Genomic DNA, 21,033 nt, shown 5'->3' with positions numbered 1-21,033 from the left:
TCTACTTCCTCCTTTTAAACCCTGTTATACCCGCTAAAAGGTATCGAGGGCATTTGCTGTGCATCGTGTTTTCTTCTATCTTTATCTTTATCTTCAATAGAACTTATCTTGGCTATATGTATGCGTATGGTAACCGGCTCATCAAGGCCTAACACTTCCTGAATCTTACTTTTGGTAATTTCCTGAAGCCGCATAGTCATATCCGGGATATTGGTTTCGGATTTAAGCACCACCCTTAAATCAACGGATATGCCTTTTTTACTAGCTACTACATCCGGCCTTAATTCTTTTATCTCTGGCAAGAAAACCACAAGTCTCTTGATTAAATCTTCCACTGCCCCCAGAGCCACCGTCACCTCTCCTGATGCAGTGTCAAAGGCGATTGTCTTCTCTCTTTGATACCTGCCCAAAATAAGCTGGGCCAGCGAGAAGCTAACTACAATAAGGACCACTCCGGCTGTGCCGATAATAACCCGGCTGTTAACATTTTCCTGCAAAGAGGTAAAAATCCCGTTTATGTCCTGCGGCAGGAAAACATTAAGGGAAAAGATAATTAAAGCCAACCCAATAAATATCAACACCACCGCGTAAAAGATTATACCTATAGTGCTTAATATGCGCATATCTTACCCCCTCTCCACACCCTGGACATTTATGCTTATTTCTTTTATAAAAAGACTGGTCATTCTTTCTAAGCTGGAGCGCACGTTTTCCTGCACCTTAGACGATACATCAGCGATATTGTAATCATATTTGACTACTAATGGTATCTGCACTTTGACGTCTTCATTTTTCTCAAATTCCACTTTTATGCAAGATGCCGCCTTAGAAGTAAGAAATTCCATAAAACCCATGCGGATAAACCCCACCCGCTTTACCCCCTCTATGTCTTGGGCGGCCAAAGAAGCAATGGACGCCACAACATTACGATGGATCTTGACCATCCCTAAATCTGAGCGTTCTTCCTGTTTCATAGATTACTCCTCTTGCTTTTCTTCTTTGAGCATTTTATCCTGCACAAAATGCGTGGAGATGTCACCCTTGACAAAAAGCTCGTTATCAAGAAGCGCCTGATGAAAATCTACAGTAGTTTTAATTGGGGAAATTATAAACTCTCCCAGGGCGCGGCGCATCGTCTTTAACGCCTCCTGCCTGTTTTTCCCATAGCAAATAAGTTTTGCTGCCAAAGAATCGTAATAAGGAGAAATCTGATACCCGGAATACACGTGCGTGTCCACGCGCACCCCCGGGCCTCCGGGAAGGTTTAAGAATTCAATCTTCCCGGGAGAAGGCATGAAATTATTGCTGTAATCTTCAGCGTTAATGCGGCACTCGATGCAAGCGCCGGTTATTTTTATATCGTCCTGCTGTAAGCGTAATTTTTCGCCTGCGGCAGACTTAATCTGCTCTTTAATCAGATCAATTCCGGTGACCATTTCTGTAACCGGGTGCTCAACCTGAATACGGGTATTCATCTCCATGAAGTAGAAATTCTGCTTATCATCCATGAGGAATTCCATTGTCCCGACATTAGAATACCCCACGGACTTGGCTGCTTTCGCGGCCATTTCTCCCAGGCGCTTGCGTGATTTTGCATCCAAGGCCGGCGAAGGAGATTCTTCTACTAATTTTTGATGGCGTCTTTGAATACTGCAGTCACGCTCGCCCAGATGCACAATATGCCCATATTTATCCGCTAAAAGCTGAATCTCGATATGCCGGGGCTTTTCAAGATATTTTTCTATATACACATTGGCGTTGCCGAAATTGGCCTCTGCCTCTTTTTTAGCGGTCATTAAACTTGCCACTAAACGAATATCATTATGGCAAATACGCATGCCTTTGCCGCCGCCGCCTGCGGCAGCTTTAATAATTACCGGGTAACCGATCTTTTTGGCGATTTTTAAGGCATCTTCCTTGTCGCGGATAACCGCGGGGCTTCCCGGAATAATCGGAAGTCCGGCTTTTTGCATGGTAGTACGCGCGGTCATCTTATCGCCCATCAAACGTATATTCTCCGCAGTAGGCCCAATAAAAGCAATATTACAAGACTGGCAGACTTCGGCAAAATGCGGATTCTCGGCTAAAAACCCGTAACCCGGATGTATGGCATCAACATCGGTAATCTCTGCAGCGCTTATGATGGAAGGAATATTAAGGTAGCTTGTGCTTGAGGCGGCCTGTCCGATGCAAATCGCTTCGTCGGCAAAACGCACATGCAGCGATTCACGGTCAGCTTCAGAATATACCGCGACAGTGCGGATGCCCATTTCATGGCAGGCGCGGATAATTCTTAAGGCGATCTCGCCACGATTAGCAATCAAAATCTTAGAAAACATAATAAAAACTCCCTCAATAAAGTTACAAAGTTACATGAGGTTATATAACGTTACATGAGGTTACATGAGGTTACTTTTATAATCTTAACGCTTTTTTCTGCAACTTCAATTAACCTTATTTAACTTCATGTAACCTCATTTAACCTGCTCAAAAATATTTATTTGATTTTGCTTTTTGCAACCTCATTTAACCTGCTCAAAAATATTTATTTGATTTTGCTTTTTGCAACCTCATTTAACCTCATGTAACTTCATGCAACCTCATTTAACCTTAATTTATACCGGCTCCACCAGAAACAACGACTGCCCGTATTCAACCGGTTCGGCATTATCCGCCAAGACTTCCGCAACCCGGCCTTTGATCTCTGATTTTATTTCGTTCATTAATTTCATGGCTTCAATAATGCAAATAACCTGGCCCGGTTCAACTATCTGCCCCACCTCAATATAAGGAGGCGCCTCCGGAGAAGGAGCGCGATAAAAAGTCCCCACCATGGGAGATTTAATTTCTACAGAGCGGGAGGAATCCGCCTGCTCTTGAGGCTTAACAACAGGCTGGCCGCTTGAAGAAAGCTGCGCGGTATTCTGCCTTTCAATCATAATCGGCGCGTGATGTTCAAGACTGCCAGAGCCCATCTTCTTCAGGCGCACGCGCATGCCTTCTTTTTCAATCTCAAGCTCAACCAGGTCATTCTCACTCATCAAATTAAGCATTTCCTTGATTTCTTTTAAATTCATATCTGGTCCCCCCTTATGGCTTAAGGTACCCGTTCTACGTATGAGCCAGTGCGCGTATCAACTTTGATCTTGTCTCCCTCATTGATAAAAAGCGGCACCTGTATTACCGCTCCAGTTTCCAGCATCGCCGGCTTTGTGCCGCTTTTGGCGGTATCTCCGCGGATACCCGGCTCAGAACTTTTAACCACACATTCAATGAAATTAGGCAGATTAACGTTTAAAAGATCGTCCTTATAGAAATAGGCGCTCACATCAATGTTATCCTTGAGGAATTTCTTTCTCTCTGCTAACGCCTCCTCGGGAATAGAGATATCTTCAAATGTCTCCTGGTCCATAAAATGGAAGGTATCGCCGCTTGAATATTGATATTGAAGCTTGCGCTCCTCCACAAATGCCTCTTCAACTTTTTCATCGCCCCGAAAGGTCATATCCTGAATACTGGAATTCTTAAGATTGCGCAGTTTCGCGCGCACAAATGCCGCTCCCTTGCCCGGCTTTACATGCTGGGTATCTACTACAAGCCATACTTGGCTGTCCACAAATATAGTTACTCCGACTTTGACTTCATTTATTGAGAGCGCCACTTAGAACCTCCACTTTATTCTTAGTTATTAAACACATGTCTTCTATTCTTACCCCGAACTTGCCCGGAAGATAAATTGCCGGCTCAACGGTAAAAACCATGCCCGGCTTAAGGCAAGAAGTTTCATATTTGGATAGGTTTGGAGATTCATGGACTTCTAGGCCCACGCCATGCCCAAGGCTATGCTTGAAAAAACGGCCAAACCCCTTATTTTTGATATGATCCCGGGCAACTTCATCTATCTTGTCAGGCCTCCTCTGCCCATTTTGCAGCGCCTGAATCGCCTTCTTTTGCGCCTCTAATACTACATTATATATATTAGAGAATGAATTTTTAATTTTACCTAAAAAAAAGACCCTTGTCAAGTCGGATTTATAGCCTTGATAATCCGCCCCCATATCCAAAAGCACCGGCTCGTTATTCTTTATCTTTCGGCTTGAGCTTATATGGTGCGGGAAGCTGGAATTCTCTCCAGAAGCCACAATAATCTGGAAACTGGCGCCAGTTGCCCCCCGGCAACGGATAAACGACTCCAGTTTAGAACATACTTCTATCTCTTTGACTTCCGGCTTGATCACTTCCGCGGCAAAACCAAAGGCTTCGATTGCGATATCCACAGCACGGCGTATTTTTGCTATTTCAAAAGCTGTCTTTATTGCCCGCAAAGACTCTACTATCCCGAAAGTAGGGATCATCTCCTGGTAATAATCAAGGCCTTTTCTTATAAGCTGATATTCGGCATAAGAAAGCTTTCTTTCCTCAAAAGCAATGCTTTTGAACTTTAATTTCTTAATCCAAGAGGATATCGTCTGGGCAAAAGAACCGTTGAATTCAATTACCATGCATGAACCGCCAAGCGCTTTTCGCGCTTGGTGGGTATAACGCGAATCAGTAAAATAGAAATTCCCTGATCCGGAGAAAATCAAATAAGAATCCCTGCTAGGATAATTTAATAGGTAAGAAATATTCTGCTGGCAGGAAACAAGAATAGCGTCAAGCTTCTTTTCTTTTAGTCTATGGATTAGCTGTATCATCAAGGCATTGTTTTAAAGCTTTTAAGCCTAAAATGTAGCTTGCCGCGCCAAAACCTAAAATCGTGCCCTTGACAACAGGGGTGATAAGGCAATTACGGCGGAATTCTTCGCGGCAATGGATATTGGAAAGATGCACTTCTACCGTCACAACGCCACAGGCGGCGATAGCATCACGGATGGCAACGCTTGTATGCGTGTAAGCGGCCGGGTTTATCAAAATACCGCTAAATTTTCCTTTTGACTTGCCGATTAAATCCACCAGCTTACCCTCGTGGTTAGACTGGAAAATAGAAAGGCTTAAGCCCAGAGATTTAGCTGTTTTCTTCAGGCTTTTGTTAATTTGATCCAGAGTAACCCGGCCGTAAACCTGCGGCTCTCTTTTGCCCAGAAGATCCAGATTGGGACCGTGGATGACCAAGATTTTTTTCATTTTATTTTTCTGCTTCATCGATCAACATGACAGGCACGCCTTCGCGCACCGGATATTTCCTCCCACAGGATTTACAGATAATCTTACTGTCTTTCTGGTCATATTCCACATCGCCCTTGCAGGCCGGACAAGCCAAGATATCCAGCAATTCCTTATCAAGCATTTCTACTCCTTTTTGGCCTTAGAAACGTATTGCATCCTTAATTCATACAAAACATTTTCTAAAAGCTTGCTCTCCTCTTCGTTAAGGTTGCCTTTTGTTTTTTCTTGCAGCATAGTCAAGGTATCGATCATAAACTTTGATTGCACCAGATCCTGCTCTTTCTTATTAGTTGCGGGATTCGGGATATCTCCCAAAGAAATCGCCGCTTGTAAAGCCAGGGTAGTGATAAAAAATTTAAAATCGGGGTTAATCGGCGCAAATTCTTCCTGCTTGCTTGCTGTTTCTTCTTTTTCCTTATCTACCTTTTCTTTCCATGAATCGTCCACTTTTTTTTCTTGCGGATTGTTATCCATATTATTTTGCCTTATTTTAAGAAATTGTTATGCCGGCATAACCGACTACCGCGTCTTTATCGCCGGAAACATCCCCTGATGTCTGATATTTGATCAATTGGGCGCTTTTTGCGCCAGAGGCCTTAGCGTAAGAAAGCATTGCTACTGCCGGGCCAAAACCGCACATAGAAATATCAAGAGTGGTTACAGCCTGGATCAGGCCCTCAATATCCATATTAAGTATTGCTTTTATCGCGGCCTTGTCTTTTTCCTTGGCCCGGGCCTGAGGCTCATAATGGGTCATGTCGGAACTAACCGCTAAAAGCAATGACCCGGGCGGCTTGCTTTCTTCTGCCGCATGGGCAATGGCTTCACCCAAACATAATAAATTAGTTATATCCTGAATTCCGATACAAATAGGAACAATGCTAAAATCACTTTTAAAATACTGCAGCATAGGAAGCTGTACTTCTATGGAATGCTCTGATTCGTGCGCTAAGCAATCCGGCTGCAAGAAATCCGCTTCTTTTATAAGCCGGCCAGAAAACTCTTCGTCTATTTCGGCCTGCCCTAACGCAGTCTGCCAGGCACCCTTAGGCATTATGCTCCAAGCAACGCCTCTGCCGGTATGGTTTGGCCCCAGCAAAACAACGGTTTTTACCCGGCTTAAATCTATGCTTGCCAGAGTCTGAGCGCAAACCTTACCTGAATAAGCGTATCCCGCGTGGGGAAGCATGCAGGCAAGCGCCTCTTTTTTATCCGCCAAGAAACCGTCTAAAAAACCGTTTATCTGATCTTTTAAGCCTTCCCGGTCGGCAGGATAGAATCTTCCGGAGAACTTTGCCTGCCTCAAATTGGGGCTGGACATTTGAAACTACCTTCTTCTCTGCTTCTTTCTTTTTTTCTCGCTTGGCTTCTCGTAATGCTTGCGGTCGCGCACTTCCCTTAAGATGCCCTCTTGCTCAATCTGCCTTTTGAAACGCCTAAGAGCGGCTTCGAACGGCTCATCTTTCCTGACTTCTACCTGTGACAAAGTAATCACACCCCTTCCAATGGTATATTTTTTGTTAATATATCATTCTTTTTAACTTATGTCAATCTTCTTATGTTGACTTTACAGCCAAAATATGTTAAATTAGCTAATTATGATAGAAGAACTTACAAAAGCAAAACTGGAACTTGAGCGCACCAAGAATGAGCTGGCGATCCTTTACGAGATATCCAACGCCATGCGCACGACCTTAAAACTGGAGGAGATCCTCTACATCATCTTAACCGGGGTCACCGCGCATACAGGTTTGGGGTTTAACCGCGCCATACTTTTTCTGGTCAATGACGCCGAAGGCATAATTGAAGGGAAAATGGCTATCGGCCCGGAGAATGGCGAAGAAGCGCACACTGTCTGGAAAAGGATTGAACAGGAGCAGATGGACCTTGAAGACTTAATAAGCGCCTATAAATTCGCCCAGCCGGTGATAGTAGAATCCAGTTTCAACCAGCAAATAAGAAGGATCAAGGTCCCTCTCAGGGAGCATTCGGGAGGGATTTTGGCGTTAAGCGTTTCTGAAGGCATGCCGCTGCATCTGAATGAAGAAACTATTGTCAATTATAAAGACGACCAAATCATTAAAGCTTTACACAGCAATGAAATCGTGGTTGTGCCGCTAAAAGCCAAAGATAAGGTAAACGGGATCATCCTTGCGGACAATTTTATCACCAGAAAACCTATAACTAAAGACGATATCCGCCTGTTAATCATGCTTGCCAACCAGGCCGGCCTGGCAATTGAAAACTCACAGCTGTATGAAAAAACCGTGATGCGCGCGCACACAGATTACTTAACCGACCTGTGCAACCACGGCCACTTCCAATACCTTCTTCAGTCGGAAATGGAAAAGGCCAAAGCCACAAAAACACTTCTTAGTCTGGTTATGATCGATATAGACGATTTTAAGGTTTATAACGATAAACTCGGGCATCAGGCAGGAGACGGAATCTTAAAACAGCTAAGCTGTATATTGAAAAATCATTCCCGGAAAATGGATTATGTCTGCCGTTATGGCGGAGAAGAATTTACTTTGATCTTGCCTCAAACGGATAAGGACACTGCTTATGCAATCGCCGAAAGGCTAAGGCAGGATATTTTCAAGCATCCGTTTATTAACGAAGAGATACTTCCTAATAAAAAACTTACTGTCAGTATCGGTATTGCCACATTCCCGCAAGACGCCCAAAACCCATCAGAGCTTATCCTGCACTCCGATAAAATGCTTTATCAGGCAAAGCACAAAGGCAAAAACACCACCTGTTAAACAGGTTCCGGCTGGACAGATGTTTTTACCGAAGACATACCCGAGCCATCGCTATTTGCTTGCTGGGAGAATTTCACGGAAACAATCTTAGAAACCCCGGACTGCTCCATGGTAATGCCGTACATCACATTGGCATTGGCAATAGTCTTTTTATTGTGGGTGATGATAATAAACTGCGAACCCTTGGCAAATTCCTGAAGCATCCTGCCAAACCTATCCACATTGGCTTCATCAAGGGCAGCGTCAATCTCATCAAGGATGCAAAACGGCGCGGGCTTGACTTTAAAGATAGCGAATATTAAAGCTATCGCGGCCATGGACTTTTCGCCACCAGAAAGAAGAAGCACATTCTGCAGTTTCTTGCCCGGAGGCCGGCAGATAATCTCAATGCCGGATTCCAGAGGATCATTTTCATCAACCAGGAAAAGCTGGGCATCGCCTCCGTTAAACAACAGGCGGAAATAATTCCTAAACTGCACCTTCACAAGCTCAAAGGTCTCCACAAACATCTTCTTGGTGGTGCGGTTGATCTTATTGATGGCATCGTGCAAGGCTTGCCTTGCGGTATCAAGGTCAAGCTGCTGCTGGGCAAGAAAATCGTAACGCTTTTTTAATTCATCGTATTCTTCAATCGCCACCAAATTAACGGTGCCGTAAGAATCAACTTTCTTTTTTAACTGATCAATGCAGGCGGAAAGCGTTTCTTCGGCTTCAGGCGAATCTTCTTGCGCAGGCATACTCAGCGCTTCTAGGTCTACTTTATACGCCTGAAGGACTCTTTCCTTGATATTTAGATATTTAAATTCCAGATCCTTATTCCTCATCTGCAGGTCATACAAAACACCCCGCAGGTCTTCCATGCATTTACGGGCTTCTCCGAGGCGGTTGGTTAAAACGTCCGCGTCTTTAAGGCAAAGATCATATTTTTCCTGGGCCTGGGTAAAATCAGCTTGTTTTAATGTTATGTTTTCCACGGCTATGCTAACCGCCTGCTGCAGGTCAATAACTTCTTTCTCAAGGTTTTGTTTACGCGCCTGGTTGTCTAAAACCTGCTTTTCAAGCCCCAGCAAGGCGTTTTTGTTTTTTTGGCAATTCTCATCCAGAAGCCTTAAAGTATCCTGATCCGTGTTTAAACGTTTTTCCAGGGCGGTTAATTCTGTTTTGGTCTGGGCGATAACAACAAGAAAATCCTCCCTTGCCTTAGAGCGTAAACTTATATTATTCTGCTCTGTGGTTATAAGCTCTTCACATTCTTTTTGCTTGTTTTCCGCGCAAGCCAAATCCTGTTGAAGCTTAACGATGCCCGCGTCAAAACCGCTAAGCTGCTGCTGGACATCGCTTAATTCAAGAAGAATAACCTCTTCTTCAGACCTTATTTTATCCACCTGTGATGCTATATTATCAAAAAGCGCTTTTTTATTGGCAAGAGAGATCTCTGATGAACGCAAACTTTCCTGCCAAAGGTCCGCGTCTCTGCCCAGATCAGAAATATGCGCCTCTTTCATGCGCTTGATCATCTGTAAAGAATCAAGCTTATGCTGGATTTGCTCAATCTTTTCTTTGATCTTCTCGGTGTTTAGATCCACCGGCTTTGCCTCTCCCAAAAGCTTGAATGTCCCGTTTGATTCGCTGATGTAATTATTTTCCGGGTTAAGCTGCGGGTAAGCGTTAAGTTTAATGACAAGGCCCCCCAATTTATCCTGCGGCAGCTTATCAAGGTAAATGGTCGCGTTCATAGACTCGCCGATTACGTCATATTCGCTGCGTAATTTCTCAAGAAATTCCTTATGTGAAAACAGCGAAAGGCTCTGCTTCTCTAAATCCTCGATCTCCGCGTCCATATTCTTGATGGAACAGGATTCCTCATCCATCTGCTTTTTAACTGCGGAGATCTTTTCGCTTAGTAAAGCAAATTCCTGCTGGAGCTGTTCTACCTGAACACGCGTATTTTCCATCTGCGCTAAAGCAGTATTCTTTTCTTCGGTGACCTTGGCATTCTCGATATCCAGCCTTTTTTTGCGGGCCAAAAACACATGCTGCTTGGAGGTTAATTCGTGCACGCTGTTTTTAAGATGCGCAATACCGGCAGCAACATCAAGTATGTCTTTCTTGGACTGCGCAATAAGCTCAAGCGATACGCGGGTCTTATTATTTATTTCTTCAAGCTGCCTTTCATTTTCAGAAAGAAGATTCTTCTTTTCTTCTATATTTTTGCTTAAACTTGCAAATTCCTGATTTAACTTATCAAATTCCTGCTGGTCGTGCTCTATGCGCGCGGACAACTGCGCGGACTGCGAATTCAAATAGGCCACCTGCTCTACAAGCTCGGCTATTCTTTCCTTATTAAACAGGATGTGTTGGCTATCAGCTGACCTTTTGTTTTCTTCCTGCATGATCTGATCTTTTATGAGGCTTATCTGCTGCTGGCACTGATTTATCTTATCTTTGTGAAGCGATATCTCTGACTCTAACTGCTGCACAGAGGCGGCTACTTCTTTTTCACGCGCCTCGTTATCAGCCAAAGACAGGCCCAGCTCTTCACGCTTCTTAAGAAGCGTATCTTTTTGCAAACAGGATATTTTTATTTCTTTTTCTTTTAACTCCTCGAAGACTTCCTTGTACCGGCGGGCTTTGCTTGCCTGCCGCTCAAGAGAGCCGATCTGCCGCTTCACCTCAATAACAATATCATTTACGCGAAGAAGGTTCTGCTGGGTCTCATCAAGTTTTCTGATCGCCTCTTTTTTCTGGGCCTTATATTTGGTAATGCCGCTTGCTTCATCAAAAACTAAACGGCGGTCTTCAGGCCGGGAACTTAAAACAAGGTCGATTTTCCCCTGCTGAATCAGGGAATAGCTTTCCGCTCCGATACCGGTGCCCAGAAGTATATCCATGATATCTTTAAGCCGCACCTGGGTTTTATTCAAAAGGTATTCGCTGTCTCCAGAACGAAACAGGCGGCGGGTGATCATTACCTCGTCGTGATCAACGCTAAAGAAACGATTGGCGTTGTCAAAAACCACGCTTACCTCTGCCATACTTAGCGGCTCTTTGTTGTCTGTGCCGTTAAAAATAACATCCTGCATATCCGCTCCGCGCATCGCCTTTACCGACTGCTCTCCTAATACCCAGCGGATAGAATCAAAGATGTTAGATTTGCCGCATCCGTTTGGACCAACCACAGCGGTGACCCCGGGCTCAAAATTCAAAACTGTCTTTTCTGAAAATGATTTAAACCCTACAAGCTCCAGTCTTTTAAAATACATTGTCCATCTCCATTTTAATTTATTTTCTACGGCGCGTATTGGGCGTACTAAAAGCGCTTGAACTATCAAGCCAAGCGTCAATTTTATCTCTCTTAAAACGCCACTGCCCGATCAGTTTCACCGCCGGTATCTTATGAGTTTTCAGCCACTCGTAAATAGTGCGGCGGCTGACTTTAAGATACCCGGCCAGATCATCAATAGTCATTAAACCACTTGTTACCATAATTGGGATTTTAACAAAAAGAATATTTTCTGTCAAGGAAAATCTTTACATCTGTCGGCATACATTGACATATAGAAGAATAGTATTGCAGAATGTTACATATTTATGCAGATACTCACACTATTTAATCCGCGCCACCACATACTGGTTGATCTTGTCCCTGTCATCAGGTTTTATTTTCAAAAACCTTACCCCCGCGTCAAAAGCTGTGCCCGCGGAAGAATCGCTTAGTTTTATTTCTTTAATCCAGACCACTTTCCCTATGGCGTAAATAGGCTCATCATAATCCGGCAGGAAGAAATTCATCCCCAGATTAGTCCCGGATTCAAAACGCTCTTTTGTGACAATACAAATTCCGGTAGCGCTTATATTTTTACTATGGGAATTTAAAACTGGGAATTCAGGCGCGTTTATATCTAACTTCTGGCAGATAACTTCAACGCTAAAATGCAAGCGCGGAAAAGACCTTCTTTCATCATTCATTATTCTTTTTCTACCTCAGTGACTTCGTTAGGCTCAAACAAATAAACTGTGGCGCCGGTTTTGCTGTGATAGTCAGGGGTAACAACCAGGTAATCCTTGGATTCAAAAATAGCAAAAACAGACTCATGGGGGACATTAGCCAGATTCAGGTCCATTTCTTCTCCCACGCGTATCTCTGACTCCACAAGCTTTCTGATGCGGCTGCTGAATTTATGCACGTGGATCCTTTTAATGTGCGTGTCCTGAACCTGCCAGCCTGTAGTCTGTTCCGCGAATTTTCTTAAGGCTTCGCGGGCCTCTTGCGGTATTGGTTTATCCATATCAACCTCCCTGCCCAGAAAGGGCGTACCGGCGCAATACCGATTAAGCGCCGGGTATATAAGGTTATAAAAAAAGGCAACCCCTTTCACAAGGAATTGCCTACGGATTTATCTTGGATAATCACCCTCAACTGTCGCCTCGCTTGGTTAAGTATGCAAGTATATTACAACAAAATTAAAAAATAATCAAATCTTTTTTATACCCGTAGACGCTTTAGCTAACCTCCTGCGGGGCAATGAATTACAAAACAATTCCGGGTAGGATAAATATGAAAGTAAAAAATAATTATGTTTTTCCCAATTGTATAACCTTGCGCCGATTGCGCACAGGCGCCCTGCCCCGCCGGTATGACACAGGCCTGCCGCCCTCTTTGCGCAACAGATTAATAAACTTTGCCCCTCCTACGGGATCGCTTAAGCGGGAATAATACTTTTCCTCTTCATAATCAAATTCGCGCAGGTATTTTTTATAGGCAGCCTGCCGCGAGCGCGCGTCGGCGCCGAATTCGTGGAACATCGGGTCCTCGCAAGTCACCGCGTCGGGCCGGCCCGTGCAATAAAACGCGGCGCTGCTATACGGATATTGCTCTGCGCAAGAAACCATCTTGGCGCGAACCGGATTGCGCTCAATATACCGCGCGCAGGCAAAAATATAACTTTCTTTCTCAACGGGCTGCATCTTGAACCTGCCCTGCCACAGAAATCCGAAAGTCTCGTAAACTTTGTGATGATAATGCGTGTAGGCGCGGCTTATCCCGGCCATCATGCTCGAAATTTGCTCGGGCTGTTCAATTTCAAGCAATAAATGATAATGATTGGGCATAATCGCCCAGTGATAAAGCTTGGCATGAAAAAGCTCGGTGTACCTGCTGGCCAGGCGCGCGAAATGCGCGTAATCCTGAGGCAAGCGGAAAATTTCCCTGCCCGAGGCGCTGCGGCTGTAAATGTGATACAACAAAGATCCGGTTAACTGATACTTGCGGGCGCAAGACGGCATGTCATCCTCCTTTTATTCTATTAGACGAAACAACTGCGCGCGTCTTACAAAAATAGATACACTTAAATTTACCTTACCCATATTTGTTTTGTAATTCTCTGTGCTGCAGGATTTTAGCTAAAGCGTCTACAGGGGTCTAGGAGATGATGGGTAAGATCAGGGTGAAGCGGGTGCCTTGGGCGTGCACGGAGTGGAACATGATCCTGCCGTTATGCGCCTCGGTGATGATCTTGCGGATAACATACAGGCCTAAGCCGGTGCCTTTTCTGGCGGAAATCTTGGTGGTGAAAAACGGGGTGAAAATCTTAGCATTATTATTATCCTTAATGCCCATACCGTTATCCTCAACAATAATTTCAATTGTCTTTTCTCTGGGGATAGCCGTAATCACAATCTTGCCGCGATAATCCTTTTCGTTCAAAGTCGTGCGCCGCTCTACAATGGCGTCATAGGCGTTATCAATAAAATTGAAAAACACTTCCTGAAGCTGGACCAGGTTGCCGTAAATCTTGGGGATATCCTTGGGGTAATCGCGCACAATATCAATTTCCTTCAGCTTAATCTTAAACTGCACCATATCAATTGTCCCATCCAAAATATCATCAAGGGCAAGCGCGCCAAAATTCTCATCTCCGCGGCGGCTGTATTTAAGGATGCCCTTTACCACTTCTCCGCCCTGCATAACATTATTCTGAATGCGCTCAAGGGCGTAAGAAATATTCTTGATCATCTCTTTAATGTCGCTTGAGCAATTCGCGGTATCGGTAGTCTTAATGGTGTCAATGGTGTCTCCGGCAATCAAAGACAAGGCGTAAAAACGGTTGTTGATCTGATGAGATAATCCGTCGGCCATGGTGCCGATGGTGGCCATCTTCTCTGCCTGGGCGATCTGCGCCTGCATTTCTTTGGCATCCTCGTAAAACTGGGCGTTCTCAATAGCAAGCGCCGCCTGGCTTGCCAAAATCTGGAAGACGTTTAAATCCTCAATGGTATAGATCTGGCCGGAATTTTTCTCGCCCAAAACCACAAACCCCATAAAACGGTTCTCCAGGAAAATCGGCACCACCACTATCGCCTGCAAAACGCGCATATTTTCTTCCAGATGCTTGTAGGTCTGGTCATGGGTATCTTCCATATAGCGCTTGATTTCTTCATACACAAGCGGCTCGCGCTTAACCATCACCCATGCCACAAGCGGATTGTCATAGGAAACCGCGCGCAAATGCTCTGTGCCTTTGTTGCGCGCCACATGCAAAATAAACTCATTGTTCTGCGAATCATAAAGGTAAATTCCGGCGTAGGAAATCTTGACGGTCTTGGTAATAATATGCACAATCAGATCCAACAATCTTTTTAAACTGCGGATACGGGTCATGCCCACGGAAGCATGCTTGAGGGTTTGCTGATACTGCCTCTGCTCGCGAAGAAGCGTTTCCTCGGCTTTACGCTGGACATATATATAGATAAACGGCCCAACCGTGGCTAAAACAGCCATAAGCCCTAATGGCATTAACCACCATTCCGGACCTAATATTTCAATTAGATGAGTTTTATAAGTTGTAGCCACTACAAACGGCAGGCCTAAGACAAAAGTATAAACAAAAATAAATACGCCAACCCTCGTAATCGCCACCCTAATGTCCATAAGGCGGTATTTAATAATAACATAGACTATTATTAACGGATACAATACCAGCAAAAGATTGGAAAATGAGAAAATATCTAATCTAAATATAGGTAAAAATACTCCTTCAGCTCCTGGCCAAGATATAATAGAAGCAATAATTATATATTTTAACTGATTCTTAAAAACTCCGGTAGAATGCCAATAACTTCTCAAAACAAGCCAAAAAACATACCCCAAAAGAATCCAATAAAACCCAATATAAAAGGCTAAATAAATCCAACTTTTAGAAATAAACCAGTCAACGTAATAGAACGAATTAAAAACATACCGCACCCCACCTAAAAATAGAGGTCTAGAACATAAGTTTATAGCAATAAAAATAATGCCTGTTATATATGACAAACGTAACAAATATTTGTGGACCTTATTTTGAAGTTTTAAAAAAGCATAAATAAAATGATAATGCACTACGGGGATAAGGATGACAATGATATAAACTAATCTCCACCACCAAAAAGCATCTTCGGGATTCTTAATTGTAGATATTTTATATGCACCTAACCCCCAAATAGCTACAGAAAAAGCATAAGAACTGAAAACAAGAATGACATTAGTTCTCTTGCTTTTAGAAAAAGCGATAACTCCTATTAAAAAGGCGGATATAAAGACTAATAAACCGGATATACCGAAAATATTCATATTAGATTAGTAAATTATATTTATACTGCCATTTTAATCCAGCATCCTCAATTACAGAGCGCGCTGTTGTCCTTCCCATAACAGCTACTTGCGGAACTCCACCTTGACACAAGCCACCATTACACCAATGTCCAGCTAAATATAGTTTCCTTATAGAACTACGACTCATAAAAATTGGCTTTGTAATCAAATTAGGAGTAGAAGCCCAACCATAAGCAGCTCCATCACTATTTAAAGTATATTTATGAAAAGTGCTTGGTGTGGCATTAAACTTAATATCTATATAATCTCTTAAACCAGCTATGTTGCGAATAGTAAAATCAAGCATGCCATCCATAAAAGATACTCTGTGTCTTTTCCAGAAATCATCACTCTTAAACGGAACTATTGTGAACAATTCCATAGCACGTTTTATTTTATTATCTCCCGAATGCAAAGATGAGAAAATACAAACAACATATTTTATTAATTCATTATCTATTGCAAAATGATCAAAATTACAGTAATACTTCTTTAAGTCATAATCCGAGAAAATCAGCATATTAGAAGGAGATTTTATTATTTTCTCAACCCCATCTTTTAAGCCCAGATAAACAAAAAAAGCAGAAGGAGAAATAATGTAATCTATTCCTAGTTGTTTTTCTTTACTCTCCAAATCAATAAGCTTAGTAAAAGTTTGTATCGCATCAGCGTTTGAAATAACAGCATTGGATAAGAATTTAACGCCATCATTTAAGACAACTCCTTTTGCCTCATTGTTCTCACATAATATTTTAGCAACTTTCTTACCGAAAATAATCTTACCACCATTGCTTCTTATGATATCGGATAGCAAATCAGGAAATGATTGCAATCCTTTCTTAGGATACCAACCTGGATCACATACTGTTTCCCTGAAAAGAAGTGTCGCACTAACAGCAGACACTTTATCAGAAGGTAAGCCTAGCCCCCCTAGCAAAACTTCAAACTTAGCTTTTAATCTATTATCTTCAAAGTATTCATCTAAAACTAATTGAAAACTTAACCTCTTAATCTTTTTGTAAATCGAAAGAAAATCTTTGTCGAGTATAAACTTAAAAAAATTAGTAATATTATTCTTTTCTTTTGGAAAAACTTTTTGCATATCCATTATTGTATCTTCAATATCAGCATAAATATGAACAGAGGAATCGGGAAAAATAATTGTGTCAACCGGATTAAACTGATTAAACTTCATAACGTCCATAACACCTATTTCAGTTAATACTTTCCCAAGCATGCCATTTCTAATGCCACCCAAATAATGTCCTCCAGCATCAAAAGTGTAGCCTTTTCTCTGGAAAGAAGTACAATAGCCCCCCGGCTTATCATGCTGCTCTACAATCATAACCTTTAACCCTGCTTTAGCCAGATAGCATCCGCAGACAAGCCCCCCAATCCCAGCCCCAATAATCACTACATCATATTTTTCGTTCATTTCAAAAGACTCTCTTTCTTACTCATAGATGACTGACTCACTTAGCGGCTTTCTTTTGCATCTTTTACCTTTTTCTGCCGGATAACCCAAAGTAAGCATTGCCACAAGTTCACCCTCAGGCTTAACAAATTCATTTATTCCATCTTTACAAAATAAAGGCGTATCAAGCCAACAAGAACCCAAGCCAAATCCTTCTGCGACTAGAATCATATTTTGTATAACTGCTGAAATAGCTGCAATTTCAGCTTGTCTAGCCATTTTCATATAATCCTCGTTAATTCTTTTAACAAAAGAAACAACTGCAGAACAATTATAAATTACCACCAATACTTTAGCACTTGCAATTGTTTCTGCGCTTATTCGTGTAATAACATTTGCTCCAGCGCCTAATTGTTTGGATTTGACAAACATAATCTCGGATAATTTCTTGATCTTGCCGGCATCCTGTATAACTACAAATTTCCACGGCTGAAATCCCGGAGCCATCAAAGACGGCCCCCAAATGCCTGCCTCAATAATTTTATCCAAAATCTCCTTAGGCACAGGCTTATCTTGGTAGCGGCGGATACTGGCGCGCTGTTTAATCAAATCTAGAAGCTGTTCGGAAAATGTATTTTGCATATTATATGGAAGAAATACGCTCCTCTAACGCCATTCTTAAAATCTTAAAATTTTCTTTTGTGTAATAGGCGCGCTGTTCGGGCAAAAGTAGCGCACCTAATTTTACCTGATAATCTTTCTTTGTCAACGCATCAAGGGTAGAAAGTATCTTGCCGATATCCTTCTTAGGGATCCCCAACAAAATCCCCTTCTTAAACAAAAACTCCATATCAAAGATATCCCGGGCTTCTTTACGGCTTAGGAAAGCTTCTGCCTTATTGCGCATCATATCTTGCAAAGACAGAACTTTAAGAAATACTTGAGTATTAGAATATTGGCTATAGGCAATGGCAGTATCGGCTTTTACCTTTCTTGCCTGTTTTCGCACTTCGATCTTTAGCGCGCGCGGATAACGGCTTGATTTAATTTCAAAAAGAATAGTGTGAAATTTATTAGCACTATCTCTTATTGTATAGGAAGCGGATAGAATATCTTTTAATTCTTTAAAAAGTTTCGCGTGGGAGACCTTGCGCGCCAGCCAAAAATCAAGATCTACAGAAAATCTCTGGAGCCCATAACAAAGCCTAAGCATCGTGCCGCCGCAGAAAATAAGTTTATTCAACAGGCGCGCGGTATTTAACTTATCCAATACCTCTAACTCAAATTGTTCCTGCTTAATTAAATCTTGCATATTTTTTTCACTATCTGCTGCGTACGTTTTGGGTAATGCCTGATGACACCTGATAATTCGCGCTTATTTAAACGGGAAAGGTTAAGCGCGGAAAAATCAAGCGCATAACGGTTTAATGAATAAAGATAACAAGCGTCGGCAAGCGCCTTTTCGGCAGTTGCCATAAAAATACCATCTTTCTTATGAAAACCGAAATAATGTTTTTTCCTAAGTTTATAATAAACAAATTCTTGCTCTTTTACACGGATAGAACGGGAACGCTTAAGAGAAACACTTTCAATAACGCCACGCGCAACCTGGGTAGATATTTCATGAAAGCCTAAAGCAGAAAGAAATGATATATACGAAGGCACCTGCAGGATATTGGCAAGAGAAAACAAAGCCATTGAATCAAGCGCCTGCCAGCGCTCGGAAGTAACATAACAATTGTTTTTGAGCCTAATTAGTATCCCTTGTTTTACATAACGGCTGGCAATAACCCGCGCCGAAGGCTTCGTAATCCCTAAGGTATCGGCTATTTGGCCTATATCAAAATAAGGCTTCTTATTTAACTTGCTAAGCTGTAAATAATGCATAATATAGCTGGGGATACATTGTTAACATTAATGTTAATTATATATTCCTGCTGTTATTTTGTCAAGCGCTCTTCGCTAAGATCACGCGAAGCATCTTTTCATCCACTTCCGGCATGGTAAAACCGTAACCTTGAAGAAGATTATTGGTGTAAGTTGAATCCAGGCCGGTGTGGAAATTTATGTTAAAGATGGTTTCCTGCAATATTTTGCGCTGTGCCGGAGTAAGATTAACCGGCTTAAATTGCTCTAAACTTACAACTTTAGGAGGCTTAAAACCCATGATCTCTCCCGCGATATCAAGCATCTGCTCTATTGACACCAAGCGCGCCGGAAACGGGTGAAATGTGCAATTTGGTTTTTGGTGGCGCGACCATAAAATATAAATCGCCTGACAGGTTAGATCTACCGGGACAAGGCTTGCCCAGGAATTTTTCAGGGGAAACTCTGGAAAAATCTCAAGCGAACAAAGTTTCAAGAGCTGATACATATGTTTGGATTCAAAAATGCGGCCGGTTGTGGAATCTCCGATAACCATGGATGGCCGGTAAATATCAACCCAAAGGCCCTGCCTGCGGTAATCATAGGCTAAAATCTCAGCTTCAAATTTGGATTTTTCGTAATTGGTGGGAAAACTTTGGCCTTTATCTAAATCTTTCTCGGTAAAGGTGCCAGCATAATTTCCATAGACATAGGCGGTACTTATGTGGCTGGTTCTTTCAAGCTTGGATTTTTTCTTAAGCGATAAAGACAACTCCAGAATGTTTTTTGTGCCGGTGACATTGGTTTGACGCAGTTTCTCTATGGGAAGATTTAAATCGGTAATTGCCGCACAGTGGAAGATTTCCTGAATTTTATCTAAACGCGCGCGGGATTTTTTGTCTAATCCTAAATCCGCAAGGCAGATATCCCCTTCTAAAACTTCAAGATTATCAAGGGCAATTTGTCCCCATAAATTTAAAGCTTCTTTTACTCTCTGTGGGGGATTTTTATTTGAAGCGAAGCGGGCCAAAGCGATGATTTTATGGCCTTCGGAAAGAAGAATTTTGGCAAGGTATGAGCCGACAAGCCCGGTTGCGCCGGTAAGGAAAACTTTTTTCTTCATCACGCTTTGATTAACTTCTCCAGCATGGCAAAGACGTTGACAAGGGAACGCACGTTTGGGATTTCTTCTTCGGGGATAACGATTTTATATTTTTTCTCAAGGCTTGCCACAATCTCAAGGGCCATCATACTGTCTATGCCTAAATCTTCCACAAAGCGGCTTTCGTCTTTAAGCTCATCCTCCGGCCGCTCGGTTATTTCAGCTACCAGCTTCCTCGTTTCCTTCTTTATTTCTTCAATGTTTTTTGCCATGCATAAGCCTCCTTAAAAAATATAATTATGATTGCGGTTTTTCTGTGTTGAGTACAACTTGGGCCCTAGCCTGACAAGTCAACTTTTCCTTGATCCAGCGCTCAATATACTTACGGTGAAATCTCCAATCAGTGCCGATCTTAAACGCGGGAATTTTACCCTGGCGGGCGTAACGGTGCACAGTCAAAGGATGCAATCCCAGATAATCTGCCACATCTTTTGCGGTCATAATTTCTTTGCTTTTCTTCTCTTTCATATCCACACCTCTTTTAACATATCTTAACTAATCCTACATATACCAAACAAATAATCCCTTGTCAAGTAAAATAATTCATTGTAGACGCTTTAGCTAATACTATGCCACACAAAAGATTACAAAACAAATATGGGTAGGGTTTAAAAAACTAAAATCACAGGAAGGCAAAGTACGCTAATTACTGGGACGCACCTTTGCCTATTGCACCTTGGCAAAAATGAATGCCAAGTGCGCCCTTTCGGGGCAGAAAGGCAAAGTGCCCCTTTTCTATGGCGTATTTGTTTCATAAGTTATTGTGCTACATGGGGTTAGCTAAAGCGTCTACGATATTATTGCCAAGACGGTGCCGATGGCGATGGTTTCGCCTTCCTTAATAAGCACCTGTTTTAATACTCCGCTTGCCGGACTGGGAAGATTAAAAGTGGCTTTGTCGGTAGTAAGTTCAACTAATTCTTCTTTTTCTTTTACAGCTTGCCCTTCCTGAAAAAACCAGTAAGAAACTGTAGCCTGCTTGATCCCCTCGCCCAACTCTGGAAGTTTAACTTCAATCATAACAAGT

26 protein-coding genes are annotated in these 21,033 nt (G+C 42.5%); 1 reads left to right on the top strand and 25 read right to left on the bottom strand.

Annotation, left to right across the window (positions count from 1 at the left end; genetic code table 11):
- Nucleotides 1–14: 14 nt before the first annotated feature.
- The 11 genes from amaP to rpsU all read right to left on the bottom strand — a co-directional run bounded on the left by amaP (nucleotide 15) and on the right by rpsU (nucleotide 6,652).
- Nucleotides 15–623: an alkaline shock response membrane anchor protein AmaP gene (gene amaP / locus MUF05_02050; GenBank protein MCU0665864.1), complete on the bottom strand. Its 609-nt coding sequence runs from the start codon at nucleotides 621–623 to the stop codon at nucleotides 15–17.
- Between the two features lie 3 nt (nucleotides 624–626).
- Nucleotides 627–974 (bottom strand): Asp23/Gls24 family envelope stress response protein, encoded by a 348-nt coding sequence (locus MUF05_02045; protein MCU0665863.1) that lies wholly within the window; start codon nucleotides 972–974, stop codon nucleotides 627–629.
- Nucleotides 975–977: 3 nt separating this feature from the next.
- Entirely contained in the window at nucleotides 978–2,339 is a 1,362-nt protein-coding gene (accC, locus tag MUF05_02040) for an acetyl-CoA carboxylase biotin carboxylase subunit (GenBank protein MCU0665862.1), read from the bottom strand.
- Between the two features lie 276 nt (nucleotides 2,340–2,615).
- Nucleotides 2,616–3,077, bottom strand: coding sequence for an acetyl-CoA carboxylase biotin carboxyl carrier protein (accB, locus tag MUF05_02035; protein ID MCU0665861.1), 462 nt, complete (start codon nucleotides 3,075–3,077; stop codon nucleotides 2,616–2,618).
- 20 nt (nucleotides 3,078–3,097) lie between these two features.
- A complete protein-coding gene (gene efp / locus MUF05_02030; protein ID MCU0665860.1) occupies nucleotides 3,098–3,661 on the bottom strand; it encodes an elongation factor P in 564 nt (187 codons plus the stop codon).
- Nucleotides 3,642–4,694, bottom strand: a complete 1,053-nt coding sequence (locus tag MUF05_02025) for an aminopeptidase P family protein (GenBank protein ID MCU0665859.1) — start codon at nucleotides 4,692–4,694, stop codon at nucleotides 3,642–3,644. Before MUF05_02025 ends, efp begins: the two co-directional genes overlap by 20 nt.
- The gene (gene aroQ, locus MUF05_02020) at nucleotides 4,675–5,124 is read right to left on the bottom strand and encodes a type II 3-dehydroquinate dehydratase (GenBank protein ID MCU0665858.1); all 450 of its coding nucleotides are present in this window, start codon (nucleotides 5,122–5,124) and stop codon (nucleotides 4,675–4,677) included. Before aroQ ends, MUF05_02025 begins: the two co-directional genes overlap by 20 nt.
- A 1-nt stretch (nucleotide 5,125) precedes the next feature.
- Nucleotides 5,126–5,287, bottom strand: a complete 162-nt coding sequence (locus tag MUF05_02015) for a Trm112 family protein (GenBank protein ID MCU0665857.1) — start codon at nucleotides 5,285–5,287, stop codon at nucleotides 5,126–5,128.
- Nucleotides 5,288–5,289: 2 nt separating this feature from the next.
- Entirely contained in the window at nucleotides 5,290–5,640 is a 351-nt protein-coding gene (locus MUF05_02010) for a DUF1844 domain-containing protein (GenBank protein ID MCU0665856.1), read from the bottom strand.
- A 16-nt stretch (nucleotides 5,641–5,656) separates the two neighbouring features.
- Nucleotides 5,657–6,487 carry an AmmeMemoRadiSam system protein B gene (gene amrB / locus MUF05_02005; GenBank protein MCU0665855.1) on the bottom strand — a complete coding sequence of 277 codons (831 nt, stop codon included), beginning with the start codon at nucleotides 6,485–6,487 and terminating at the stop codon, nucleotides 5,657–5,659.
- 6 nt (nucleotides 6,488–6,493) lie between these two features.
- Nucleotides 6,494–6,652, bottom strand: a complete 159-nt coding sequence (rpsU, locus tag MUF05_02000) for a 30S ribosomal protein S21 (protein ID MCU0665854.1) — start codon at nucleotides 6,650–6,652, stop codon at nucleotides 6,494–6,496.
- 112 nt (nucleotides 6,653–6,764) lie between these two features.
- Between rpsU and MUF05_01995 the strand changes: the two genes are divergently transcribed.
- A complete protein-coding gene (locus MUF05_01995; protein ID MCU0665853.1) occupies nucleotides 6,765–7,931 on the top strand; it encodes a sensor domain-containing diguanylate cyclase in 1,167 nt (388 codons plus the stop codon).
- Here the strand turns inward: MUF05_01995 and MUF05_01990 are convergent.
- The 14 genes from MUF05_01990 to MUF05_01925 form a co-directional block, all read right to left on the bottom strand.
- Entirely contained in the window at nucleotides 7,928–11,194 is a 3,267-nt protein-coding gene (locus MUF05_01990; GenBank protein ID MCU0665852.1) for an AAA family ATPase, read from the bottom strand. The two genes, MUF05_01995 and MUF05_01990, sit on opposite strands and share 4 nt — an antisense overlap.
- Before the next feature lie 19 nt (nucleotides 11,195–11,213).
- Nucleotides 11,214–11,453, bottom strand: a complete 240-nt coding sequence (locus MUF05_01985; protein MCU0665851.1) for a helix-turn-helix domain-containing protein — start codon at nucleotides 11,451–11,453, stop codon at nucleotides 11,214–11,216.
- A gap of 84 nt (nucleotides 11,454–11,537) precedes the next feature.
- Nucleotides 11,538–11,900 carry a PilZ domain-containing protein gene (locus MUF05_01980; protein ID MCU0665850.1) on the bottom strand — a complete coding sequence of 121 codons (363 nt, stop codon included), beginning with the start codon at nucleotides 11,898–11,900 and terminating at the stop codon, nucleotides 11,538–11,540.
- Nucleotides 11,900–12,220 (bottom strand): hypothetical protein, encoded by a 321-nt coding sequence (locus tag MUF05_01975; GenBank protein MCU0665849.1) that lies wholly within the window; start codon nucleotides 12,218–12,220, stop codon nucleotides 11,900–11,902. Before MUF05_01975 ends, MUF05_01980 begins: the two co-directional genes overlap by 1 nt.
- Nucleotides 12,221–12,506: 286 nt before the next feature.
- Nucleotides 12,507–13,217 carry a transposase gene (locus tag MUF05_01970; protein MCU0665848.1) on the bottom strand — a complete coding sequence of 237 codons (711 nt, stop codon included), beginning with the start codon at nucleotides 13,215–13,217 and terminating at the stop codon, nucleotides 12,507–12,509.
- A 136-nt stretch (nucleotides 13,218–13,353) separates the two neighbouring features.
- Nucleotides 13,354–15,543 carry an ATP-binding protein gene (locus tag MUF05_01965; GenBank protein MCU0665847.1) on the bottom strand — a complete coding sequence of 730 codons (2,190 nt, stop codon included), beginning with the start codon at nucleotides 15,541–15,543 and terminating at the stop codon, nucleotides 13,354–13,356.
- 1 nt (nucleotide 15,544) lies between these two features.
- Complete coding sequence (locus MUF05_01960) at nucleotides 15,545–16,999, bottom strand: NAD(P)/FAD-dependent oxidoreductase (protein ID MCU0665846.1); 1,455 nt, start codon at nucleotides 16,997–16,999, stop codon at nucleotides 15,545–15,547.
- Between the two features lie 18 nt (nucleotides 17,000–17,017).
- Complete coding sequence (locus tag MUF05_01955; GenBank protein ID MCU0665845.1) at nucleotides 17,018–17,620, bottom strand: nitroreductase family protein; 603 nt, start codon at nucleotides 17,618–17,620, stop codon at nucleotides 17,018–17,020.
- A gap of 1 nt (nucleotide 17,621) precedes the next feature.
- Nucleotides 17,622–18,290, bottom strand: a complete 669-nt coding sequence (locus MUF05_01950) for a nucleotidyl transferase AbiEii/AbiGii toxin family protein (protein MCU0665844.1) — start codon at nucleotides 18,288–18,290, stop codon at nucleotides 17,622–17,624.
- Nucleotides 18,278–18,865 carry a hypothetical protein gene (locus tag MUF05_01945; protein ID MCU0665843.1) on the bottom strand — a complete coding sequence of 196 codons (588 nt, stop codon included), beginning with the start codon at nucleotides 18,863–18,865 and terminating at the stop codon, nucleotides 18,278–18,280. The genes MUF05_01950 and MUF05_01945 overlap by 13 nt, the downstream gene beginning before the upstream one ends.
- Before the next feature lie 61 nt (nucleotides 18,866–18,926).
- On the bottom strand, nucleotides 18,927–19,967 hold the full coding sequence (locus MUF05_01940; protein MCU0665842.1) for an SDR family oxidoreductase: 1,041 nt from the start codon (nucleotides 19,965–19,967) through the stop codon (nucleotides 18,927–18,929).
- Nucleotides 19,967–20,218: an acyl carrier protein gene (locus MUF05_01935; protein MCU0665841.1), complete on the bottom strand. Its 252-nt coding sequence runs from the start codon at nucleotides 20,216–20,218 to the stop codon at nucleotides 19,967–19,969. Before MUF05_01935 ends, MUF05_01940 begins: the two co-directional genes overlap by 1 nt.
- Before the next feature lie 25 nt (nucleotides 20,219–20,243).
- Nucleotides 20,244–20,474 carry a helix-turn-helix domain-containing protein gene (locus MUF05_01930; protein ID MCU0665840.1) on the bottom strand — a complete coding sequence of 77 codons (231 nt, stop codon included), beginning with the start codon at nucleotides 20,472–20,474 and terminating at the stop codon, nucleotides 20,244–20,246.
- 321 nt (nucleotides 20,475–20,795) lie between these two features.
- On the bottom strand, nucleotides 20,796–21,026 hold the full coding sequence (locus MUF05_01925; protein MCU0665839.1) for a hypothetical protein: 231 nt from the start codon (nucleotides 21,024–21,026) through the stop codon (nucleotides 20,796–20,798).
- Nucleotides 21,027–21,033 lie beyond the last annotated feature (7 nt).

Source organism: Candidatus Omnitrophota bacterium, assembly GCA_025453395.1.
In the GTDB taxonomy this organism is placed as follows: domain Bacteria; phylum Omnitrophota; class Gorgyraeia; order Gygaellales; family Profunditerraquicolaceae; genus JAlOQK01.
This window is presented reverse-complemented; position numbering and strand designations above follow the sequence as displayed.